The 23007-nt window shown below is 42.6% G+C and carries 24 protein-coding genes; 18 read left to right on the top strand and 6 right to left on the bottom strand.

The window, feature by feature from the left end; all coding sequences use genetic code 11:
- The first annotated feature begins 289 nt into the window (after positions 1–289).
- Entirely contained in the window at positions 290–1879 is a 1590-nt protein-coding gene (locus L3V25_RS08820; protein WP_237295026.1) for an AbgT family transporter, read from the top strand.
- Between the two features lie 116 nt (positions 1880–1995).
- Here L3V25_RS08820 and L3V25_RS08825 read toward each other — a convergent pair whose 3' ends face one another.
- The 4 genes from L3V25_RS08825 to metN all read right to left on the bottom strand — a co-directional run bounded on the left by L3V25_RS08825 (position 1996) and on the right by metN (position 5916).
- Positions 1996–3123, bottom strand: a complete 1128-nt coding sequence (locus tag L3V25_RS08825) for a fatty acid desaturase (RefSeq protein WP_237295027.1) — start codon at positions 3121–3123, stop codon at positions 1996–1998.
- Positions 3124–3336: 213 nt separating this feature from the next.
- Positions 3337–4134, bottom strand: coding sequence for a methionine ABC transporter substrate-binding lipoprotein MetQ (gene metQ, locus L3V25_RS08830; protein WP_237295028.1), 798 nt, complete (start codon positions 4132–4134; stop codon positions 3337–3339).
- A gap of 74 nt (positions 4135–4208) precedes the next feature.
- Positions 4209–4892 (bottom strand): methionine ABC transporter permease, encoded by a 684-nt coding sequence (locus L3V25_RS08835; protein WP_027696863.1) that lies wholly within the window; start codon positions 4890–4892, stop codon positions 4209–4211.
- Complete coding sequence (metN, locus tag L3V25_RS08840; protein WP_237295029.1) at positions 4882–5916, bottom strand: methionine ABC transporter ATP-binding protein MetN; 1035 nt, start codon at positions 5914–5916, stop codon at positions 4882–4884. Before metN ends, L3V25_RS08835 begins: the two co-directional genes overlap by 11 nt.
- Positions 5917–6200: 284 nt before the next feature.
- Here metN and gmhB point away from each other — a divergent pair, with 284 nt between their 5' ends.
- The 7 genes from gmhB (at position 6201) to L3V25_RS08875 (ending at position 13376) form a co-directional block, all read left to right on the top strand.
- Positions 6201–6758 carry a D-glycero-beta-D-manno-heptose 1,7-bisphosphate 7-phosphatase gene (gene gmhB / locus L3V25_RS08845; RefSeq protein ID WP_237295030.1) on the top strand — a complete coding sequence of 186 codons (558 nt, stop codon included), beginning with the start codon at positions 6201–6203 and terminating at the stop codon, positions 6756–6758.
- Between the two features lie 44 nt (positions 6759–6802).
- The gene (locus L3V25_RS08850) at positions 6803–7831 is read left to right on the top strand and encodes an ABC transporter permease subunit (RefSeq protein ID WP_237295031.1); all 1029 of its coding nucleotides are present in this window, start codon (positions 6803–6805) and stop codon (positions 7829–7831) included.
- A gap of 1 nt (position 7832) precedes the next feature.
- Positions 7833–8885, top strand: coding sequence for an ABC transporter permease subunit (locus L3V25_RS08855; protein WP_193001550.1), 1053 nt, complete (start codon positions 7833–7835; stop codon positions 8883–8885).
- Between the two features lie 27 nt (positions 8886–8912).
- Entirely contained in the window at positions 8913–10760 is a 1848-nt protein-coding gene (locus L3V25_RS08860; protein WP_237295032.1) for an extracellular solute-binding protein, read from the top strand.
- A gap of 182 nt (positions 10761–10942) precedes the next feature.
- Complete coding sequence (locus L3V25_RS08865; protein WP_237295033.1) at positions 10943–11971, top strand: ABC transporter ATP-binding protein; 1029 nt, start codon at positions 10943–10945, stop codon at positions 11969–11971.
- Positions 11968–12963 (top strand): oligopeptide/dipeptide ABC transporter ATP-binding protein, encoded by a 996-nt coding sequence (locus L3V25_RS08870; protein WP_237295034.1) that lies wholly within the window; start codon positions 11968–11970, stop codon positions 12961–12963. The genes L3V25_RS08865 and L3V25_RS08870 overlap by 4 nt, the downstream gene beginning before the upstream one ends.
- 14 nt (positions 12964–12977) lie before the next feature.
- Positions 12978–13376: an MliC family protein gene (locus tag L3V25_RS08875; protein WP_237295035.1), complete on the top strand. Its 399-nt coding sequence runs from the start codon at positions 12978–12980 to the stop codon at positions 13374–13376.
- 85 nt (positions 13377–13461) lie between these two features.
- On the opposite strand, the gene L3V25_RS08880 is transcribed toward L3V25_RS08875, so the two are convergent.
- The gene (locus L3V25_RS08880) at positions 13462–14064 is read right to left on the bottom strand and encodes a YitT family protein (RefSeq protein ID WP_237295398.1); all 603 of its coding nucleotides are present in this window, start codon (positions 14062–14064) and stop codon (positions 13462–13464) included.
- Between the two features lie 389 nt (positions 14065–14453).
- On the opposite strand from L3V25_RS08880, the gene glyA reads away from it, so the two are divergent.
- On the top strand, positions 14454–15704 hold the full coding sequence (glyA, locus tag L3V25_RS08885) for a serine hydroxymethyltransferase (protein ID WP_027696873.1): 1251 nt from the start codon (positions 14454–14456) through the stop codon (positions 15702–15704).
- 85 nt (positions 15705–15789) lie between these two features.
- Here glyA and L3V25_RS08890 read toward each other — a convergent pair whose 3' ends face one another.
- Positions 15790–16119: a hypothetical protein gene (locus L3V25_RS08890; protein WP_089123403.1), complete on the bottom strand. Its 330-nt coding sequence runs from the start codon at positions 16117–16119 to the stop codon at positions 15790–15792.
- A 260-nt stretch (positions 16120–16379) separates the two neighbouring features.
- Here L3V25_RS08890 and nrdR point away from each other — a divergent pair, with 260 nt between their 5' ends.
- From nrdR to L3V25_RS08935, 9 genes are all read left to right on the top strand, one after another.
- Positions 16380–16829, top strand: coding sequence for a transcriptional regulator NrdR (gene nrdR, locus L3V25_RS08895; protein ID WP_027696875.1), 450 nt, complete (start codon positions 16380–16382; stop codon positions 16827–16829).
- A 31-nt stretch (positions 16830–16860) separates the two neighbouring features.
- Positions 16861–18018: a bifunctional diaminohydroxyphosphoribosylaminopyrimidine deaminase/5-amino-6-(5-phosphoribosylamino)uracil reductase RibD gene (gene ribD / locus L3V25_RS08900; protein ID WP_237295036.1), complete on the top strand. Its 1158-nt coding sequence runs from the start codon at positions 16861–16863 to the stop codon at positions 18016–18018.
- A gap of 15 nt (positions 18019–18033) precedes the next feature.
- Positions 18034–18693 (top strand): riboflavin synthase, encoded by a 660-nt coding sequence (locus L3V25_RS08905; protein WP_237295037.1) that lies wholly within the window; start codon positions 18034–18036, stop codon positions 18691–18693.
- Between the two features lie 74 nt (positions 18694–18767).
- Positions 18768–19877 (top strand): bifunctional 3,4-dihydroxy-2-butanone-4-phosphate synthase/GTP cyclohydrolase II, encoded by a 1110-nt coding sequence (gene ribBA, locus L3V25_RS08910; RefSeq protein WP_144388656.1) that lies wholly within the window; start codon positions 18768–18770, stop codon positions 19875–19877.
- 157 nt (positions 19878–20034) lie between these two features.
- The gene (gene ribE / locus L3V25_RS08915) at positions 20035–20502 is read left to right on the top strand and encodes a 6,7-dimethyl-8-ribityllumazine synthase (RefSeq protein WP_027696879.1); all 468 of its coding nucleotides are present in this window, start codon (positions 20035–20037) and stop codon (positions 20500–20502) included.
- A gap of 21 nt (positions 20503–20523) precedes the next feature.
- Positions 20524–20991: a transcription antitermination factor NusB gene (gene nusB / locus L3V25_RS08920; protein WP_027696880.1), complete on the top strand. Its 468-nt coding sequence runs from the start codon at positions 20524–20526 to the stop codon at positions 20989–20991.
- Between the two features lie 83 nt (positions 20992–21074).
- The gene (thiL, locus tag L3V25_RS08925) at positions 21075–22070 is read left to right on the top strand and encodes a thiamine-phosphate kinase (RefSeq protein WP_267135460.1); all 996 of its coding nucleotides are present in this window, start codon (positions 21075–21077) and stop codon (positions 22068–22070) included.
- Positions 22071–22111: 41 nt separating this feature from the next.
- A complete protein-coding gene (gene pgpA / locus L3V25_RS08930; protein ID WP_237295038.1) occupies positions 22112–22624 on the top strand; it encodes a phosphatidylglycerophosphatase A in 513 nt (170 codons plus the stop codon).
- A gap of 21 nt (positions 22625–22645) precedes the next feature.
- Complete coding sequence (locus tag L3V25_RS08935) at positions 22646–22993, top strand: putative quinol monooxygenase (protein ID WP_237295039.1); 348 nt, start codon at positions 22646–22648, stop codon at positions 22991–22993.
- The last annotated feature ends 14 nt before the right edge of the window (positions 22994–23007 follow it).

Consider the following 23007-nt stretch of genomic DNA (forward strand, 5'->3'; position numbering starts at 1 on the left):
ACAGCGATGGAAAATAATCTACCGTTAATCAAGATCACATTTTTGACAACGTGCTTTCGTTGATAAATTTTATACAATTAGGGTAAGTTTTAACCTATATAGTTCTGCTATTTTATTGAAAGTACGATTCTTATCGTTTGCATTTTGTTTGTTAACCAATTTTATATTTCAATGTAGTTACACTTATTAACATTTTATGCTTTTCTGAATTTTGTTGAGTCACGTACTCTAAGCGACCTTTTGTTATACCAGTGTCAAAACGCTGGATGTCATTGACTAGGAGGTCCCGATGACAACTCAAAGTTCGAGTAAGCCGTATAACTCGAAGAAAACGCTTTTTACCCGCTTTCTAGACTCGGTTGAATACTTAGGAAACCTATTACCCCATCCCATCACTTTATTTGCCATTTTTTGTGTGGCAATTCTTATCTCTTCTGGGATTGCAGGTTACTTTGGCGTATCGGTAGTTGATCCACGTCCTGAAGGGGCAAGTGGCCGTTCTGCCGATGGTATTATCCATGTTGTGAGCTTACTTAATGCGGAAGGCTTACAGCTTATCGTGACTAACTTGGTGAAAAACTTCACCGGTTTCGCGCCATTAGGTACGGTACTTGTCGCTATGTTGGGTGTGGCAATTGCTGAACACTCTGGCCTTTTATCTGCTGCAATGCGTGGCATGGTGATGGGCGCTTCAAAGCGCATGGTGACGTTCACGGTTATCTTTGCTGGTATTATTTCTAATACGGCTTCTGAGCTAGGTTACGTGGTACTTATCCCTCTAGCGGCGATGCTGTTCCATTCACTAGGTCGTCACCCATTAGCGGGTCTTGCCGCAGCGTTTGCCGGTGTGTCCGGTGGTTACTCTGCTAACTTATTAATTGGTACGGTTGATCCACTGCTTTCTGGTATCACAGAATCGGCAGCGCAAATGATTGACCCAACTTACACGGTTGGCCCTGAAGTGAACTGGTACTTTATGTTCATTTCGACTTTCTTTATTGCGATTGTCGGTGCTTTCGTTACTGAAAAAATTGTTGAGCCTAAGCTAGGTGAATACAAAATAGAGGAAGCGGCTGAAGACTTATCGCAAGATAAAATGGGTGCATTGACTGCGGCTGAGAAAAAAGGTCTTAAGCTTGCAGGTATCGCGGTTTTAGTTGTTAGTGCGTTACTTGCTTGGACGATTGTTCCTGAAAATGGCGTGTTGCGTAATCCTGTAACAGGCGAAGTAGCGGGCTCTCCATTCTTGAAGAGTATTGTTGCTTTCATCTTTGTCTTCTTTGCTATTCCGGGTTTTGTTTACGGTAAAGTAACAGGCAGCATGAAGAATGATCGCGATGTGATCAATGCCATGTCGAAGTCGATGTCTTCAATGGGCATGTACATCGTATTGGTATTCTTTGCGGCGCAATTTGTTGCGTTCTTTAAGTGGACCAACTTTGGTCAAGTATTCGCGGTTGGCGGTGCAGACTTCTTACAAACCATCGGTTTAACTGGCCCGGCGTTGTTCTTTGCTTTCATCATTATGTGTGGCTTTATCAACTTAATGATCGGTTCGGCATCGGCACAGTGGGCGGTAACCGCGCCTATCTTTATCCCAATGTTGATGTTAGTGGGTTATGCCCCTGAAACCATTCAAGCGGCTTACCGTATTGGTGACTCGGTAACGAACTTAATCACGCCTATGATGAGTTACTTTGGCTTGATTCTAGCGGTGGCATCACGTTATGTGAAGAACTTAGGTATTGGTACGCTAATCGCCACCATGCTTCCATATACGCTATGTTTCTTAGTAGGTTGGAGTATCTTGTTCTACATCTGGGTATTCGTATTTGGTCTACCTGTAGGCCCAGGCGCAGCGACTTACTATACGCCTTAAGATGCCTTTATAACGTCATTTAAAGCGTTAACAAAAATCCCCAAACGATGTTGAATCGTTTGGGGATTTTTTTATGCATGAAGCTATCACATGAAGCTATGTAAGAGGATAGGAGCTTATGCGTATTGCTTCATTAACATCAGCCACTGTAATTGCTGCTGTTTAAAGTGTTGCTTCATTTGTTGATAGCGCAGCTTTAAAACGGCGTGTTCATATTGCTCCATCATCTTTTGTTTCTTGCCATGCATCAGCTGTTTCTTCAAGTCGTAATACTCGGTCATTTGAGCAATCAGAGCATCGTATTCTTTGTGCATTTTCTCGATAACATCATGCTGGTTCGGCAAATGGCGAACCTTCTGTTTAGTATCATTGAGCAATTGTAATGCTTTGGCTTTTTCGATTTTATCGGCCGGTGTAATACGCAGCTTTTCGGTTAATTTTAACCATGAGCAGGTTTTGATGAGCCATTTTGTTGGATCGTATTGCCACCAGTGAATGCCATTACGGTAGTCATTTTCAAAGATATGATGGAAATTGTGGTAGCCCTCACCAAAGGTTAGTACCGCTAACACACTGTTATCACGAGCAGTGTTTTTATTGGTATAAGGCTGGCTTCCCCAGATATGCGCTAGAGAATTAATAAAGAAAGTCGTGTGGTGGTTTAGCACTAAACGCACAGCGCCGACCATTAAAAGCATGCCAATAATATCTTGGTAAATGATGCCTAATAAAAGCGGAACCCCTAAGTTCATTAACAGGGCAAGAGGGATATAGTATTTATGTTGCCACATGACGATCTTTTCTTTTTGTAGATCTCGGCAATTGGAGTAATCCGAATAAACTTCTGCGCTTTGGTAGTGGCGCAGCATCCAACCAATATGAGAAAACCAAAAGCCACGCTTAGCGGAGTAGGGATCTTTGTCGTTATTATCAACATGGCGATGATGAACACGATGATCTGACGACCAATGAAGCGCGCTATTTTGCAGAGCAAACGCCCCACCTAAAGCAAAGATAAACCGTAAAGACCAGTGAGCTTGGTAGGTTCGATGTGACCACAAGCGGTGGTAGCCAGCCGTGATGCATAGATTACAAAAGCTAAAGGTGATTAAAAGCCACACCCAATGTGCCGCGGTAATACCATTGCTAATAAAGTAAATTGGTGCAACAACTACCGCAAGCAACATACTGCTGGCGAAGATGAAGACATTTAACCAAATGAAAGGAGGATTTTGTGTTTTCATAAATGACCAAGTTTCAGGCTACAAGTGTACGCTAGAATATCTAGCTTACACGTGTAAGTCTAGTGGCGTGTGTGATCAATATTACCTAGATCTCATGAATAATTTGTTTCAATCCATTTCCTTTGCAGCAAACTCGAGATACAAAAAAGGGCAGCTAATTTAGCTACCCTTTGTAATTAATAAGTTTTTAACTTATGTAACCTTAATGCTGGATTACCAACCTTTAACAACGCTGCCGTTAAACAGTTTCATTGCTTCTTGGTAAACTTCGTCTGTTTGGTATGCTTTGACAAAGTTCTTCACGTTTTCGCTATCGGCATTGTCTTCACGAGCAACGATTAGGTTTACGTATGGAGATTCTTTATCTTCCACAAAGATACCATGCTCTTCAGCCGTTAAACCATTTTGAGCCGCGAACGTGTTGTTGATGATTGCAATCGCAACGTCTTGTAGTGAGTTAGGTAGCTGTGGGGCTTCTAGCTCAACAAAATCCAATTTCTTAGGGTTTTCTACGATATCAAGAGGCGTTGCTTCAAGACCTGCATCCGCAGCGAGTTTGATTAAACCTTTCTCTTGTAGAAGTAATAACGCACGACCTTCGTTCGTTGGATCGTTTGGAATCGCGATGCTATCGCCTTTTTTCAGCTCATCAAGAGATTTGATTTTTTTCGAGTAACCCGCGATTGGGTAAACGAAGGTATTGCCAACCGGCTTAATTTTATAGCCACGATCTTTGATTTGCTTATCAAGGTATGGCAAGTGTTGGAATGCGTTTAGGTCAATTGAACCATCATCTAAAGCCGCGTTAGGAATGATGTAATCAGAGAAGATAGTGAGCTTCACATCTAGGTTGTATTTTTCTTTGGCAACTTTTGCTGCAACTTCTGCAACTTGTGCTTCTGGACCCGCAATCACACCGACATTGATGGTGTTATCGGCTGCATTAGCCGCGCCAGTTAACAGTAGTGAAGTAGCAACCGCAGCTGCGCTAAATAGGCTTTTCAATTTCATATACTAATCTCCATGTATAAATGCATTCTTTATGACTAATTTGTTAGCTCATCAGTCAGGTCTATTTTTTATAATTAACGATGATCCACTCGGCTGGCGATTCGATCACCGACCATTTGAATAATTTGTACCACTACCACTAGTAACACCACAGTGATGAACATGATGTCCGGCTGATAGCGTTGATAACCATAACGCATCGCCACATCACCTAGGCCACCACCGCCAACGGTTCCCGCCATGGCTGAATAGCTCACTAAGGTCACTAGGGTGATAGTAACGGTGTTAACAATAGAAGGTAAAGCTTCTGGTAACAATACTTTACGGATAATCTGCATTGGGCTTGCACCCATAGATTGTGCCGCTTCAATTAGGCCGCTTGGTACTTCAACCAATGCGCTTTCCACTAACCGAGCAATAAAAGGAATCGCGCCCACGGTGAGTGGAACAATCGCCGCCGTTGTGCCAATAAACTTACCAATTAAAAAGGTCGTAAATGGAATAATGGCAACCATTAACACTAAGAAAGGTACGGAACGACCAATATTGACGATGGCACCAAGGATCATATTCACCGTGCGGTTTTCAATTAAGCCGCCTTTTTTAGTGATATGCAGAATCACGCCCATTGGAATACCAATGATAAAGCCGATTAAACCGGCAACGCCGACCATGTATAGCGTTTCCCAGGTCGCGCCCCAAATTAGGCGGAAAGTGCGATGATCGTAATACCAATCCATGATTTGATCATAAAACATAGCCAAGCACCTCGACTTTAATATTGTGGTCTTTTAAGAAAGTAACAGATTGCTCAACAAGTTCTTTTTCACCAAACAGTTCAGCAACCATTAAGCCAAAACGAACGCCGCCAGCGTAATCAATATCGGAGTTTAAAATGCTGACATCGACATTAAACTTGCGAGATAGTTGACTGATCACTGGTGCATCAATCGTTGAGCCAGTAAATTCAAGACGTACTAGAGGAATAGAGCCTTCCACTTGAGTTTCTTGCAAGCGAGCTTTGTAATCTTCCGGAATCGATAAGTCTAGGGTAGAGCGAATAAACTCTTGCGCTAGCTCTGTCTTAGGATGAGCAAAAATATCACTTACTAGGCCTTGCTCAACTAGGCGACCATCACCAATGATGGCCACTTTGTCACAAATATTCTTCACTACATCCATTTCATGAGTAATGATTAAAATCGTCAGATTAAGCTGCTGATTGATGGTTTTCAGCAATTCTAAAATAGACTTAGTGGTTGCTGGATCAAGCGCACTCGTCGCTTCATCACACAACAGAACTTTAGGTTTTGAGGCTAATGCACGGGCAATCGCGACACGTTGTTTTTGACCACCACTTAAATTAGCAGGGTAGGTATCACGTTTGTCTGCAAGACCGACTAAATCTAATAGCTCAGTGACACGTTGCTCAATTTCACTGGTAGGCGTTTGAGCTAGCTCTAAAGGCAGCGCCACATTATCGAAAACCGTACGAGAAGACAGTAGGTTAAAATGTTGGAAAATCATGCCGATATTACGGCGAGCTTGGCCTAATTCTTTAGAAGAAAGTTTGGTGAGGTCTAAGCCATCAACCAAAACTGAACCAGATGTCGGGGCTTCAAGCATGTTAACGCAACGAATAAGGGTACTTTTACCTGCGCCGGACGAGCCGATCACACCAAAGATTTCCCCTTGAGGGATATGAAGATTGATGTCTACCAGTGCAGGGATTTCCTTGCTGCCTTGATAGAACACTTTGTTGACTTGATTAATTTCAATCATTTAACAACCTGAATTAATAATATGTTCCATATATTCTATTTTCAAAAAAGCCAAACTTTAGTGAAAACGCGCATTGTGACTGCGATTTAGTAGACGATGCTATGGTTTTCACTACCTCAAGTCAATAGGTATTTTTACGTCTAGACGTCTAAAAGGTGCGATTCAGACTATTCTTATTAATCTAATGAAGAACAAAGCAAAGCGTGCAATAATTATTAATTCATATTTTACTGAATACTTTTGTTTTCTATCTGCAAAATCAGCCTTAAAGAGAGAGTGTTATTTTGTCTAAACCTGCCGTTTTTATCGATCGTGATGGTGTCATTAATGTCGACCATGGTTATGTAAGTAAAGTGGATGATTTTGAATACATCGACGGTGTGTTTGAGGCAACCAAAGCGCTGAAAGATTTAGGCTACCAACTGGTTCTTGTGACCAATCAATCTGGCATTGCTCGTGGCTATTATTCTGAAAAAGAATTTTTGACGCTAACCGAATGGATGGATTGGAACTTCGTTGACCAAGGCGTGGAATTTGATGGTTTGTACTATTGCCCGCATCATCCTGAAGGTTCGGTAGAAAAGTACGCTCAAGCGTGTGATTGCCGTAAGCCAGCACCAGGTATGTTTATTTCGGCTCAAGAAGAGCTAGATATTGATATGTCACGTTCAGTGATGATTGGTGATAAAGCGGATGATATGAAAGCAGCGATTGCTGCTGGTGTGAAAACCAAAATTTTAGTGCGTAGCGGCAAGGAAGTCACCGATGAAGCGCAATCACTCGCTGATGTTGTGTTAGATAGTATTAAAGATGCGCCTAAGTATTTGGCAGAAAATATATAAGTGATCTACAAGGATGATTAATTGATGATGACAGGCTGGATTGGATGCTAGCGTATATTTTTAGAAGACTCTTACTAGTCATTCCTACCTTTATTGGCATTACTTTGCTGATTTTTACTTTGACTCGCTTTGTGCCCGGTGGGCCGGTTGAGCGCATGTTGCTTAGCTTACAGATGCAGCAAGGCGAGGTCGCGACATCCAGTAGCGTGACTCATGGCGGCAATAATGCGTTATCCGATGATCAAATAGCCGAACTTAATGAGTTTTATGGCCTAGATAAGCCTATTCCTCAAGCTTATTGGTTATGGCTGAAAAAGTTGGTTCAGTTCGATTTAGGTGAATCTACACGCTATTACGAACCTGTTACCGATATGATTGCCGAACGTCTACCGGTTTCATTATTTTATGGTGGAATGACGTTTTTAATTAGCTACCTTATTTCCATTCCTCTTGGTTACATGAAAGCATTGCGCCATGGCAGTGTGATTGATGCCTCTAGTTCTATTTTTATCTTTGTCGGTTTTGCGCTGCCCGGTTATGTGATCGGGGTGCTGTTGCTGAGTTTATTTAGCTTTCATTTGGAATGGTTTCCGATGGGCGGTTTTGTCAGTGATGACTTTGACTATTTCACTCTACCAGAGCAAATTAAAGATTTGCTTTGGCATGCGGTGTTGCCGCTGTTTTGTTATTTGATTGGTGATTTTGCCTTGTTGACCATGACCATGAAAAATAACTTAATGGAAAACTTAGCGGCCGATTATGTTCGAACGGCGATTGCGAAAGGCTTGCCATTTAAACTAGCAGTCAGACGCCACGCGCTACGTAACAGCTTAATTCCGGTAGCCAGCTCATTTGGTAATTCTCTGATGTTCTTTATGACCGGATCATTTTTGATTGAAGTAATTTTCAATATTAACGGCATAGGTTTATTAGGCTATGAATCGATTATGGAGCGAGACTACCCTGTGGTGATGGGACTATTTGCCATTAATGCCTTGATGCTGTTGATTGGCAATATTTTGTCGGATATCTGCGTGGCCTTGGTTGACCCTCGTATTAAGTTTGGAGCCTGATATGAGTTTAGCCTTTATTTCAAACCCGTTAACGCAAAAGAAAATCAAACGCTTTAAAGCGATCAAACGTGGCTATTGGTCACTGATGATCCTAACGTTTTTATTTGTACTCGCGTTATTAGCGGAGCTGTTGGTGAATAGCCGCGCCATTGTAGTGAAGTATCAAGACCAATGGTATTTCCCAACTTACGCGGATGTGATTTCCGGTAGTACCTTCGACCTTGGTTATCAGGCTGAAACCAATTATCGCCAACTGCAAAAAGTGATAAACGACAAAGATCCCCAAGGCTTGGTGATTATGCCGCTGGTACCTTGGAATCCTTATGAACAAGATTTTGATAGCGACTTTCCTCCCGCAGCGCCAAGCATGGCAAGCAAACACTATTTAGGAACCGATACCATAGGACGAGATATTCTCGCTCGTCTGCTATATGGCTTTAGGATTGCCATGGGCTTTGCGCTGCTAACCATGGCGATTTCGTATGCGATTGGTGTAACCGTTGGTTGTGTGATGGGATTTTGGGGCGGTAAGTTTGACCTTTTCTTTCAGCGGTTTATCGAAATTTGGTCAATGGTGCCGTTTTTATATGTGATTATGATCTTAGTCTCCATTATGCAACCTAGTTTTATGCTATTTACCTTTATCAATGTATTGTTTGGTTGGATGGGCATGACTTGGTACATGCGAACCATGACCTATAAAGAAAAGGCGCGGGAATATACGTTGGCTGCGAAAGCATTAGGTGCATCAAATTGGCGAATTTTATTTCATCATATTTTGCCCAATACTATGGTGATGATAGTCACGCTGGCGCCTTTTACCATTGTCGCCAATATCACAGCGTTAACCGCATTAGATTACCTAGGATTAGGCTTGATGCCACCGACACCGAGTTGGGGGGAATTGTTGCAGCAAGGCAAGTCTAATCTCGATGCACCTTGGATTGCAATTTCTGTGGTGACGGCAATTGTATCCGTATTGATTATGGTGACATTTATTGGTGAAGCCATTCGTGAAGCCTTTGATCCCAAGCGCTTTACCAAATATGTTTAAAATAGAATAAACGTTTAAGGAAAAACAATGATAAAACCGACTAAATTACGCTCATTATGGTTGTGTGGAATATCATTAACTGTGGCGTTTTCCAGTAGTTTCGCTCATGCCGCGCAATTGCCAGACAACTTAGATTGGCAGACCAATAATAACGATCCTATTTTTGCCTCACCCGAAGCTAAGTTTGGTGGTATTTATCACACCTACATGGCGAGCTTTCCTCAAACTTTCCGTACTGTCGGCCCTGATGCCAATGGCACTTTTGCTTCTTGGACTCGTTCCACCATGGCGCTGCTAGATAGGCACCCTAATACTGATAATTGGCTACCATCGATTGCCACTTCTTGGGCATTTTCCGATGATCATAAAACGGTCTATTTCAAGCTTGATCCCAAAGCGAAATGGAGCGATGGCAAACCGGTTACCGCCAAAGACTTCACCTTTATTCTGCAAATGATGCGCTCGAAAGACATCGTCGCGCCTTGGTACAACGACTTTTACACCAATGAAGTCAGTGATGTGATTGCCTATGATGATCACACTATCGCAGTAGTTTCTGGTAAACCAAGAAATCCCGATGAGCTGATGGATTATGTCAATTTATCACCAATTCCTGCCCACTTTTACGCTAACCCTCGTAAAGATGAAAATGGCGATGGCATTGCAGATGATTTTGTTCGTCGTTATAACTTTAAGCCAGAGCCAACTGTTGGCCCGTATTACATTGATGATATTGATAAAGGCAAAGCGGTTAGTTTTAAGCATGTGAAAGACTGGTGGGGCTACAGCAATAAGTACTATCAACATCGTTTTAACGTTGAAAAAATCAGTATCAAAGTGATTCGAGATCCGGATATTGCGTTTAAGTATTTTGAAAAAGGTCAGCTAGACTCATTTGCTTTGGTGCGTCCGACTCTTTGGCATGATAAAGCGGTCGGTGAAAACTATGATAAAGGTTATATCCATAAAGCGTGGGCATTTAACCAAGCACCAGTAGGGGCGGGAGGCATTTGGTTGAATACCGCGATGCCAATGCTAGATGATATAAATGTGCGTCAGGGTTTAATGCATGCGATGGATTATGACGGCATGTTGGATAAAATTCTGCGTAACGATTATGTTCGTAAAAGTAACCCAATGGGCAGCGGGCATGGAGACTATGACCAGTCGGATATTAGCGCGCCTAAATTTGATCCTAAATTAGCGGCTTCGTTCTTTGAAAAAGCCGGCTTTACTCAAATTGGGCCAGATGGCATCCGCCAAAATGATAAAGGTCAGCGACTTAGCTTTGCTGTGACCTACGCGACGCCGGCACATACTCCACGCATTGCGTATTTACGTGAGCAAGCCAAATTGGCTGGTTTAGATTTAACGCTTAATCTGATCGATGGTTCCAGCATGTTTAAGTATGTGCTGGAGAAAAAACATCAATTGTCATTTCATGATATGTCAGCCTCACGTATTCCGGTGTACTGGCAGTATTTCTCCTCTGAATTTGCCAATAAACCGCAAAATAATAACTTCACCAACTACAGTTCACCTGAATTGGATAAGTTAATTGAGTCTTATCGCAATGAATTTGATTTAACCAATAAGCATCAACTATCTCGTCAAATCCAAGAGAAAGTGTATGAGGCTAAAGTGGTGATCCCTGGCTACAGCGTTCCTTATGCGCGTGAGGGGTATTGGCGTTGGATGAAGCTACCAAAAGAAATGGCGACGAAACAAACGGAAGCGTTATTTTATCCTTCAGGTTTTGTTGGCAGTTTAGGTACTTTCTGGATCGATCAAGACGCGAAAAAAGAAACCAAAGACGCGATGGATTCAGGTAAAGCGTTTGAGCCAGTGACTATTGTCGATGAGAAGTATAGATAGATAAGAGAGCGCTGGGATTCTAGTTGTATACCCTAGATAACCGAAGGTGGTTTCGTAACTCGAATCTCGGGCGTTTCACTTCTCGTTTATCGATAAGTTGCTTGGATATTATCTTTTTCTAGTAACGATTAGCGAAGCGGTCGAGCGACGAGAACCGAACAAAGTTTAATAATGGATGCCAAATGACACGAAAGCCTGTTTTAACCATTACCGATTTATGCACTGAATTTGTAACCGATAATGGTCAAGTTCGTGTGCTTGATGGTGTGACTTTCCATGTGCCAAAAGGAAAAACCATCGGCCTAGTCGGAGAGTCTGGTTGCGGTAAAAGCGTCACGGCAATGTCGATTATGGGGTTACTACCTAAACCTTTTGGCCAGGTGGTGTCGGGAAGTATTGAATACGCTCATCAAGACAAGGTTGATGACTTAGCTAAATTACCCGCTGAACAAATGTATCAAATGCGTGGTAATGCGATTTCAATGATATTTCAAGATCCTATGACGGCGCTGAATCCTGTTCATACTATTGGTAAGCAATTGATGGAAGTCTATCAATTACATCAACCTACATTGAAGAAAAAACAGCGCTATCAATTGTCACTCGAAATGCTAGAAAAAGTTGGTATCCCTTCCCCCAAACAGCGGATGTTGGAATTTCCACATCAATTATCTGGCGGGATGCGTCAGCGTGTGATGATTGCGATTGCCTTAGCGTGTAAACCAGACGTGTTGATTTGTGATGAACCCACTACAGCGCTCGATGTGACAGTACAGGCGCAAATTTTAGACTTGATGAAATCACTGCAACAAGAAACAGGCATGTCGATTATCTTCATCACTCATGACTTGGGAGTGGTTGCCGAAATTTGCGACCAAGTGGTAGTGATGTATGCTGGAAAAGTCGTCGAGCAAGCTGATGTGTTTGAATTGTTCGATTACCCAAGTCATCCATACACTAAAGGGCTACTGGCTTCTATGCCGAATAGTCTGTCGATTCCAAAAGCCATTTTGCCGACCATTGAAGGCTCGGTGCCTAATCTCAATAACATGCCTGAGGGGTGTCGTTTCGCCTCACGTTGTCCTTATCAACAAGAGAAATGCTTGCAACACGATCCTGTTTTAGAAATGAAAAATGCTGAACACCAAATTAGCTGCCACTTCTGGTCTGATTTACGCATCAAAGATAAGCGTCAGGAGTCAGTAATATGAGTGAGTTAGTTAGGATTAAAAACCTTAAGCAGTATTTTCATTCAGCAAAAGGCTTGCTGAAAAAAGGCTATACCGTTCATGCGGTCGATGATGTTTCTCTAGTGGTCAATAAAGGTGAAACCTTAGGCATAGTTGGTGAGTCAGGTTGCGGAAAAAGTACTTTAGGCCGTAGTTTGTTGCGCTTATATGAACCGACTAGTGGGCAAATTTTGTTTGAAGGGCAAGATATTTGTCAGCTTGATAACAAGGCGATGCGTTCTTTGCGCCAAGAAATGCAGATGGTGTTTCAAGATCCTACGGAATCATTAAACCCTCGCCATACTGTAGGGATGATTTTGCAAGAGCCATTTGTGATCCATAAGTTGGGTAGTGAAGCAGAAAGAAAGAAATGGGTATCAGAGTTGCTGGTAAAAGTAGGTTTAACGCCAGATGCGGCAGAACGTTACCCTCATGAATTTTCTGGTGGGCAGAAACAACGGATTGGCATTGCACGCGCGATTGCATTAAAGCCGAAGCTAGTAGTGTGTGATGAGTCGGTGTCTGCATTAGATGTTTCAGTTCAAGCGCAAATACTTAATCTGCTGCTTGAGTTGCAAAAAGAAATGGATTTGACGTTAATTTTTATCGCTCATGATTTATCGGTAATTCGTCATATTTCCGATAAAATTGCTGTGATGTACCTAGGTCAAATTGTCGAATATGGCGAGGCGCAGCAGGTTTATCAGCATCCGAAACATCCATATACTCAATCTTTATTATCGGCTATTCCCATAACTCACCCTAAATACAGAAATGCCAAACTTAGGCTGGAAGAGCAAGGCATTGGTGAGCGAATTTTATTAAAAGGAGACATTCCATCACCGATTGATAGGCCCCAAGGGTGTCGCTTTGCTTCACGTTGCCCTAAAGTCATGTCAAAATGTCAGCAACAACCTGTTTTGATGGAAGATAAAAATTCACATCATTCTGTTTCGTGCTTTTTATATAATTAATTGGATGGTGATTTATGACATGCAGTAAGTCGTTTTTATTTACAGTGCTTTCAATTGCATTACTGTCAGGCTGTACTACGGTTGAAGAGCAACCAAGTTCAGATAATATTGCGACGACTACTTCAGTCGATGGCGTTAAAGTGACGAGTGTTGCTTATAAATGTCGAATTGATCAGTCGGAAAGTGAGTCGCAAGGGAAGTTTGAAAAACCTTTCTTAATTGAATACTCCGGTCAAGAGCAAGCAATGTTGGTTGAGCATTCGGGGTCTTATCCACTTGTTCGTGTGGAGTCGGCATCGGGCAGCAAATATGCTTCGGTAGATGGCATGCAAACATTTTGGGAAAAAGGGGATAGAGCCACCATTACTTTAAATCATGAAACCTTCACCGATTGCTTTCAAGTTAAAGAATAAAAGCGCTTAAAGCTACAATACAAAAAAGGGCCGTTGAGCCCTTTTTTGTCATTATGACTTAAGTACATCTATTACTGACATCTAACTATTGCTGGTATCTAACGGTGTAGCGAGTTGGCTTATGGTTCATGGTTAATGTGATGTTTAATACAATTGCGCCGAGTACCGAAAGGGCAATCGTCCAAGTTGATACAAAAAACAGTGATGCAATAACAATACTGCAATCGAGTAGCATTTGAGTTTTACCAACGGAAATTCCCGTCTTATCTTGGATTAATAAACACATCACATTAAAGCCACCTAAGCTTGAGCGATGGCGAAATAAAATCAGCATGCCAATACCTATTAATAACCCACCGGCTATCGCGCTAAAAACCTCATTTATCTTACTTAGAACGATAACGTTGTGTAGTTGGTCGGCAAAAACTGCGACTAATGCACCACAGATCAGGCTATTCACCGCAAAGGCTTTGCCAAAGCGTAGCCAAGCTAAGGCATAGAAGGGTAGGTTAATAAAAAAATACAAAGTTCCGAAAGATAAAGTGGAAAGTTGGCTGAGTAATAGTGCCAATCCGGCTGTGCCGCCAGTGATGAGTTGTGCCGAAGATAAGAAAAATACCCCTAATGCGACTAAAAAACTGCCGACTAGTAGTGCAATTCCATCTTCTCGTTTTGTGTGTTTTTCCATCATTGAAATAATCTTCTTGTCCATAATTAGCAAAATTCTAATCAATGAATTGTGATTATGGTACTTTTGTTAGAAAATCATGGTTAACGAGTTGTATTTTAATGTTTACGTAAATGTAAACTTATTATGTGGTCTGTACACTATGTAATAAAAATGGTGGTAATCTGTTCACTATGACTTTTCTTCAACCTAATTGTTAAGTTTTTGCATGCAGAAAGTTCAGATTGCTACTTTCTGATATGGATCAAATTAGGTAGAATAGCACCCATCAAAAACAGTGACGAAAACGTTTGCTTTGCGTCGTTGGCTGTATTTTTACGAAACTTACCGTTTTTATGGACCTTTCGGGTTTTTTAGGACTTTCAGATAATCTGAACCAGGAGATACAAATGCTTAAGCGTGATATGAACATTGCGGATTACGATGCGGATCTTTTTACCGCAATTCAGGAAGAAACTCTTCGTCAAGAAGAGCACATTGAGCTTATCGCTTCAGAAAACTACACCAGCCCACGTGTAATGGAAGCCCAAGGTTCTCAGCTAACCAATAAGTACGCAGAAGGTTATCCTGGCAAGCGTTACTACGGTGGTTGTGAGTACGTTGATAAAGTAGAAACTCTTGCTATTGAACGTGCTTGTGAATTATTCGGCGCAGAATACGCAAACGTACAGCCTCACTCTGGTTCTCAAGCGAATAACGCCGTTTACATGGCACTACTCAATGCTGGCGATACAGTATTAGGTATGAGCCTAGCACACGGTGGTCACTTAACTCACGGTTCACCAGTAAACTTCTCTGGCAAGCTTTACAACATCATTCCTTATGGCATCGATGAAGCGGGTCAAATCAACTACGAAGAAATGGAAGCATTAGCCGTTGAGCACAAGCCTAAGATGATCATCGGTGGTTTCTCAGCTTACTCTCAAGTATGTGATTGGGCGCGTATGCGTGAAATCGCAGACAAAGTAGGTGCTTACTTCTTCGTTGATATGGCGCACGTTGCCGGTCTAATCGCTGCGGGTGTTTACCCGAACCCAGTACCTCATGCGCACGTAGTGACAACAACTACTCATAAAACGCTTGCTGGCCCACGCGGTGGTTTGATTCTTTCTAATGAAGGTGAAGATCTTTATAAGAAACTAAACTCAGCGGTATTCCCTGGCGGTCAAGGTGGTCCTCTTATGCACGTAATCGCAGCAAAAGCGGTTGCTTTCAAAGAAGCACTAGAGCCAGAGTTTAAAGAATACCAAGCTCGCGTTGTTGCGAATGCTAAAGCGATGGTTGCTGAGTTTATTGCTCGCGGTTACAACATCGTTTCTGGTTCAACTGAAAACCATTTATTCCTTGTTGATCTAATCGACAAAGATATTACTGGTAAAGAAGCTGATGCCGCTCTAGGTTCAGCTAACATCACAGTAAACAAAAACTCAGTACCAAACGATCCACGTAGCCCATTTGTGACTTCTGGTATCCGTGTTGGTTCTCCATCAATCACTCGTCGTGGCTTTACTGAAGAAGATGCGAAGAACCTAGCTGGCTGGATGTGTGACATTCTAGACAACATGGGCGATGAGTCTGTGATTGAAGCAACGAAAGCGAAAGTATTAGAAATCTGTAAGCGTAAGCCTGTTTACGCATAATATTTCTGTATAAAAAGCAAAGCCCCAGTTTGAAGTTCAAACTGGGGCTTTATTATATCTCGAAACTCGAAACTCGAAACTCGAATTAGTCGTCTTTGTTGATGCTGATCATCGAGCCAGACTTACATTTGAACATGTAGTAACGAGAGCTTTCGTTAAATTGGCCTAGACCTTCACCTGAACAGTAAGAAGCATTTAGGTCACGCATGGTGTCTAAAGTTTTCGCATTGTCCATTGCAAACTTAGAGCCGTCAGCACAAACGATACGAACTTTACCGTCATCGCTAGTAGAGAATACTTTCACTTCAGTGTTACATAGCTCAAACGACGCATCTAAGTAATTATCTTCTTGAGTGGTGCTTGAACAACCTGACAAGGCCAATACTAGCAACCCTGCTAATCCTACATATTTCATATTGCTACTTCCTATATTTATCCGTGGAGATAATAACCGGACCAAAATGTGAATGATTGCGAGCGCATGGAATAGGAGCTAGGCAATCACTGAAACTGTATTAAGTGTAACCTTATCGCAAACTTTGCTCAACTTAGGGATAAAATTTATTCGATAATGATGAACCAGCCCTCGCTGCATAGTCGCTAAGCCTAGTTATTTCGGATAAACTAAAGCAATAATAATGAATATAAAAATTACTCTGACTCGAGGGAGAGAGGATGCACTGCCCATTTTGTTCTGAAAATGACACCAAAGTAATTGATTCGCGCTTAGTTGCCGATGGCCATCAAGTACGCCGTCGCCGCCAATGCCTTGCTTGTAGTGAACGTTTTACTACTTTTGAAAGCGCAGAATTAGTGATGCCTAAAGTAATAAAAACCAATGGTAATCGCGAACCTTTTGATGAAGATAAAATGATTGGTGGTATTCAACGCTCGCTGGAAAAACGTCCTGTCAGTGCCGATGCAATTGAATTGTCGATCAGTACTATTAAATCGAAATTGCGCGCTACCGGTGAACGTGAAGTGCCAAGTGAAATGATTGGCAACCTAGTGATGGAACAACTCAAAACTCTCGATAAAGTTGCTTATATTCGCTTTGCTTCGGTTTACCGTAGCTTTGAAGATATCCGCGAATTTGGCGAAGAAATCGCACGCTTAGAAGATTAATCGTTTTGCTTTCAGATATTGGAATAAAGTCATGACTCAAGCCGTGTTTTCTGCTTTTGATTATCAAATGATGACTCAAGCGATCGCCTTGGCAAAGCAAGGGATTTATACCACTGCGCCAAACCCTAACGTTGGTTGCGTGATCACCAAAGAGCAGACTGTGATTGGGCAGGGAGCGCATCTTAAAGCAGGGCAACCCCATGCGGAAGTTCATGCTTTGCGTCAAGCAGCAGATCAAACCACTGGCGCAACTGCCTATGTCACCTTAGAGCCTTGTTCTCATTATGGTCGTACGCCACCTTGCGCGGAAGCATTAATTAAAGCCCAAGTTTCTCGGGTAGTGTGTGCGATGCAAGATCCCAACCCGCAAGTGGCAGGCAGAGGCATTCAAATGCTGCGTGAGGCTGGCATTCAAGTGGATGTCGGTTTGCTTGAGCAGGATGCCATTAATCTCAATCCCGGTTTTATTAAACGAATGAAAACAGGGATGCCATTTGTACAACTTAAATTGGCCGCTAGCCTTGATGGTAAAACCGCACTGGCGAATGGCGAGAGCCAATGGATTACCGGTCCGAAAGCTCGTCAAGATGTACAAGCATACCGAGCCAAATCGGGCGCGATTCTGTCTACCGCCAAAACGGTGAGCGATGATAACGCATCGCTCAATGTTCGCTGGCAAGATCTCCCTGAGTCAATTCAAGCGGTTTACCAACAAGATTCACTACGCCAGCCGGTACGAGTTGTGCTTGATCGACAAGCTAAGTTGCAAGGCTCTGAATGTGCTGATTTAAAATTATGGCAACAGCAAGGCGAGATTCTAACCTTGCATGATTCAGCTGTTGAGGTGCCTACTTCCTTTAAGGCTGGCCAGCAATCGGTAGTCGCTAAAGTGGTTGAGCAACAATTTGATTTGCCAAACGTATTAAAGCAGCTTGCAGATGAGCATAATATTAACCATATATGGGTCGAAGCTGGCGCACAGTTAGCCGCGAGTTTAATTGAGCAAAATTGTGTTGATGAATTGATCGTGTATCTTGCACCAAAATTGATGGGCACCGATGGTCGTGGTTTAACTCAACTATGTGGCCTAAGCTCTATGAGCGATGTGATCGAACTTGATATTCAAGATGTGCGCATGGTGGGGTGTGATATTCGCTTAACCGCGGCCATCAAGAAAAATAGAATTTAATGAGAAAGAGACGTTATGTTTACAGGAATTGTTGAAGCGGTCGGTACTATCTTGGCGATTACTCCTAAAGGTGAAGATGTCACCATTAAGGTTGATGCCGGTAAGCTTGATATGTCAGATGTACACCTAGGTGATAGCATCGCAACTAATGGTGTTTGCCTGACGGTGGTGGAGTTTGATCAAGGTAGTTATAGCGCTGACTTATCATTAGAAACCTTAAAGCGCACTGGCTTTTCACAGTATCAAGTGGGCGAGTCCGTTAACTTAGAAAAAGCCATGCTACCTTCGACGCGTTTTGGCGGACACATTGTTTCTGGCCATGTCGATGATGTGGGTGTGATTGTCGATCGCCAACCCATAGGTCGTGCAATGGAGTATTGGATTGAAGTACCAAGTCATCTCGCTCGTTACATTGCTGAGAAAGGTTCTGTCACCATTGATGGTATTAGTTTAACCGTCAATGATGTGCGTAAGAGCGCCTTTAAAATCACAATTGTTCCGCATACCTCACAAGAAACAACGGTGAATAGCTTTGTGGTTGGGCGAAAAGTCAATTTAGAAGTTGATGTGATCGCCCGTTATTTAGAACGATTAATTACCGGTAAAGCGGAAGAAGAAGAGACACCAGCTTCTCGCGTTACTATGGACTTATTGCAAAAAAATGGTTTTGCTTAACCTAATTTAATTTAACTTTATTTTCGGGTTATTTGCAGCCAAGTCAGCATCAGCAGAATAGTTAGGAATTCAATATGCCAATTAGCAGTTCAAAAGAAATTATTGATGATATTCGTCTAGGTAAGATGGTTATCTTGATGGATGATGAAGATCGTGAAAACGAAGGCGATCTGATCATGGCCGCGGAACATATCACGCCAGAAGCGATTAACTTTATGGCCACTCACGGTCGTGGTTTGATTTGTCTCACCCTGACCAAAGAGCGTTGTCATAACCTAGGCTTACCGCCAATGGTGCAAGATAACAATGCTCAATACACCACTAACTTTACGGTTTCAATTGAAGCAGCAGAAGGTGTCACAACTGGTATTTCAGCCGCGGATCGCGCAGTAACCGTTCAAGCGGCAGTTGCTAAAAATGCCAAAGCCGCAGACCTAGTACAACCGGGTCACATTTTCCCGCTAGCTGCACAAGATGGTGGCGTGTTAACTCGCGCAGGTCATACCGAAGCAGGCTGTGATTTAGCACGTCTTGCAGGTCTAGAGCCAGCTTCTGTTATTGTGGAAATCTTAAATGATGACGGCACTATGGCGCGTCGTCCAGATCTAGAAGTGTTTGCAGAAAAACACGGCATTAAATTAGGCACTATCGCAGATTTAATTGAATACCGTAACAACACAGAAACCACTATTGAACGTGTAGCGGAATGTAAATTACCGACAGAATTTGGTGAGTTTGACCTAGTGACTTACCGCGATACGATTGATAACCAAATTCACTATGCACTACGCAAAGGTAATGTGACCGATAATGCTTGTTTGGTTCGTGTTCACTTGCAAGATACGTTCACGGATTTATTGCATTCGAATCGCTCAAGTGATCGTAGCTGGTCTCTGGATGCGGCAATGCAGCGCATTAACCAAGAGGGCGGCGTTTTAGTTATTCTAGGTAAAGAAGAAACCGCAGAATCGATCATTCATAAAGTCAAAGTATTCGAGCAACAAGATAATGCTACAGCGCCAGTGATGGCGAAAAAGCAGGGCACGTCACGCCGTGTAGGGGTAGGCTCTCAGATCCTTGCGGATTTAGGTGTAAAAGATATGCGCTTATTATCGTCGTCGGATAAACGTTACCACGCATTGTCAGGTTTCGGCTTAAATGTTGTGGATTATGTAACCGAATAACGTTTTTCGGAATCTCGTTACTCGTTGCTTGAAAAAGCTTTTATTCGAGTCACGAGCTTCCGAGCAACGAGAAACGAATTACCAATAGATATCGCTCACAAATTTGTGGTAGAATCCGCCGATTCTCACTCTCTAGAAAATAGTTAAAGGATAACTTATGAAAGTAATCGAAGGTGCTTTTGCCGCTCCGAATGCAAAAATTGCTATCGTTATTTCTCGTTTTAACAGCTTTATTAACGAAAGTTTACTTTCAGGTGCGATTGACACATTGAAGCGTCACGGCCAAGTAAGCGATGACAACATTACTGTTGTTCGTTGCCCAGGTGCTGTTGAATTACCACTTGTTGCACAGCGTGTAGCAAAAACTGGTAAGTTCGATGCGATTGTTTCACTTGGTACGGTTATCCGTGGTGGTACACCACACTTTGATTATGTATGTAGTGAGTGTAATAAAGGTCTAGCTCAAGTGTCTTTGGAATATAGTCTTCCAGTAGCATTTGGCGTATTGACTGTTGATACAATCGATCAAGCGATTGAACGCGCAGGCACCAAGGCTGGTAACAAAGGGCAAGAAGCTGCTCTTAGCGCACTTGAGATGATCAACGTTCTAAATGAAATTAACTAATTTTTTGCAATCTAATTCCTAATGGGGGCTCGCGTGAAACCAGCCGCACGTCGTAATGCACGTCAATTCGCACTACAAGCGATTTATTCTTGGCAAGTCACTAAAGAAAATGTGGCAACTATTGAACATCAGTTTCTAACCGGTGAAAAGTATGATGAAGAAGAGCATCATGCAGGTGAACCTAGCTTAAAAGCACCAGAAACAGATGTTGCTTATTTTCAAGACTTACTGTCAGGTGTCGTGAACACAAACATGGAATTAGACAGCAAGTTACGCCCATACCTTTCTCGTCCAATGCAAGATTTGGATATGATGGAATTAGCGTTACTTCGCCTTGCGATGTATGAAATGACTAAGCGTGATGATGTACCATACAAAGTGGTTATCAACGAAGCGATTGAGCTAGCAAAAGTCTTTGCCGCAGAAGATAGTCATAAGTTCATCAACGGTGTGCTTGATAAAGCTGCACCGCACGTTCGTAAAAAGTAATTTTCTGAATTATTACCAAAGGTCAGCCAAGTGCTGGCCTTTTTTGTATAATCAGTTTTTATGTTCTGTTATAGAGTAACCCCATGCCCGGTGAATTTAATCTCATTGATAAATATTTTGCACATCGTCAAGCCAATCGAAAAGATGTCGATTTAGCCTTAGGTGATGATTGTGCATTAGTGTCACCGCCCGATGGTTATCAGATCGCGATTAGTACCGACACTGTGGTACTAGGGACGCATTTTTTATCCGATGCCGATCCAGCCGCCGTCGCGTATAAAGCATTAATGTCGAATATTAGTGATTTGGCCGCAATGGGAGCCACGCCCGCTTGGTTTTCCATGGCGATCAGTTTGCCGGAAATTGATGAGGCTTGGTTAGCACCTTTTTGTGACGCTATGTTCGAGTTGGCGGATGCGCATAATTTACAATTGATTGGCGGAGATACTACCAAAGGCCCATTGAGCATTTCTTTTACTATTCAAGGTTTAGTGCCGAAAGGCCAAGCCCTGACACGCAGTGGTGCCCAGGTAGGCGACTGGATTTTTGTGAGCGGTAATCTAGGTGACAGTCAGGCCGGCTTAAGTGTTATTCTCAATCCTGATGATGCGAGTAGACCTCATGCGAAAGAATTGGTGTCACGTCACTTTTATGCGCAATCGCGAATTAAACTCGCTGAACTACTGCGTAACCATGCTACTAGCTGTATTGATATTTCCGATGGCTTGATGTCCGATCTCAAGCACGTTTTAAAGCGCTCTAAGGTGAGTGCTCAACTTGATATTGGTAGTCTGCCTATCACGCAGCAAGCCACTGACTTTTATGGTGATAGATCGCAAGCACAACTGGCCGCATTAAAGAGCGGTGAAGAATATGAACTGTGTTTTACCGTCGCCTCTGAAAATAAAGCGGCGTTAAATGACATCGCAGATAAAGCCGGTTGCCAGTTAACTTGTATCGGACGAATTATCGCAAACGCTGAAGCTTCGCCTTGTGATATCACCCTAGTGCGAAATGGGGTAGCGTTATCAGATGATGATCCGGCCAAACAGGCTCAAGGCTTTGACCATTTTAGTTAATATAGACTACTCCAAAAAATAACAACAATATAAGGCGCAACATGTCGCAAACACCAGATAAGATAAACCCTATCGACCGTATTAAGTTATCCAATCCATGGCATTTATTAGCAGTGGGTTTTGGTAGTGGTTTATCAAAAATTGTTCCTGGAACCATGGGAACCTTAGCTTCTATTCCATTTTATTTATTATTGGTTCAGTTGCCGCCGATCGCTTACGGTATCGTGGTCGTCATCTCCGCTTTAATTGGCATAACCATTTGCCAGAAAACCTCTGATGATATGCAAGTTCATGATCATGGCGCAATAGTGTGGGATGAGTTCGTCGGCTTTTGGATCACCATGAGCGTAGTGCCTTTACTGGGACTACCGCATTATGATTGGCAAACCTTGCTGATTGGTTTTGTGTTATTTCGAATTTTTGACATGGTGAAGCCGTGGCCGATTAGTTTGCTCGATCGTCATGTGCATGGTGGTTTTGGCATTATGATTGATGATGTGCTGGCTGGCGTCTTTGCCGCAATCAGTTTATGGCTGGTGGTTTTGTATTTATAACGATTATTAAGGGAAAGTAAGATGTCTAAGAAAGTATATTGTGTGGCGCAGTTTCAACCAAAAGAAGGCAAACTAGATGAGTTGTTTGCCGTGCTGCAAGCGCTAGAGCCAAATACGTTACGTGAAGATGGTTGCTTGCAATATGTCGTGACTCGCCACCGCACCAGCCCATTTGCCGGCGGTGAAAGCTGTCCAATTGCTTTTCATGAAATTTGGGCAAGCAATGAAGCGTTTGAAGCTCACTGCCAACGTCAAGAAATTGCTGACTTCTTCCAACAGCAATGTGTGGCAGAAAGCGGTTTAGTTGAAAAGTCGAATGTCGCGGTTTACACCGATGAACCAAATAACTTTGATGCGCCGAAGTTTTAATTTCTAAGTAGTCA

Source organism: Vibrio sp. CK2-1 (genome assembly GCF_021726515.1).
Classification (GTDB): domain Bacteria; phylum Pseudomonadota; class Gammaproteobacteria; order Enterobacterales; family Vibrionaceae; genus Vibrio.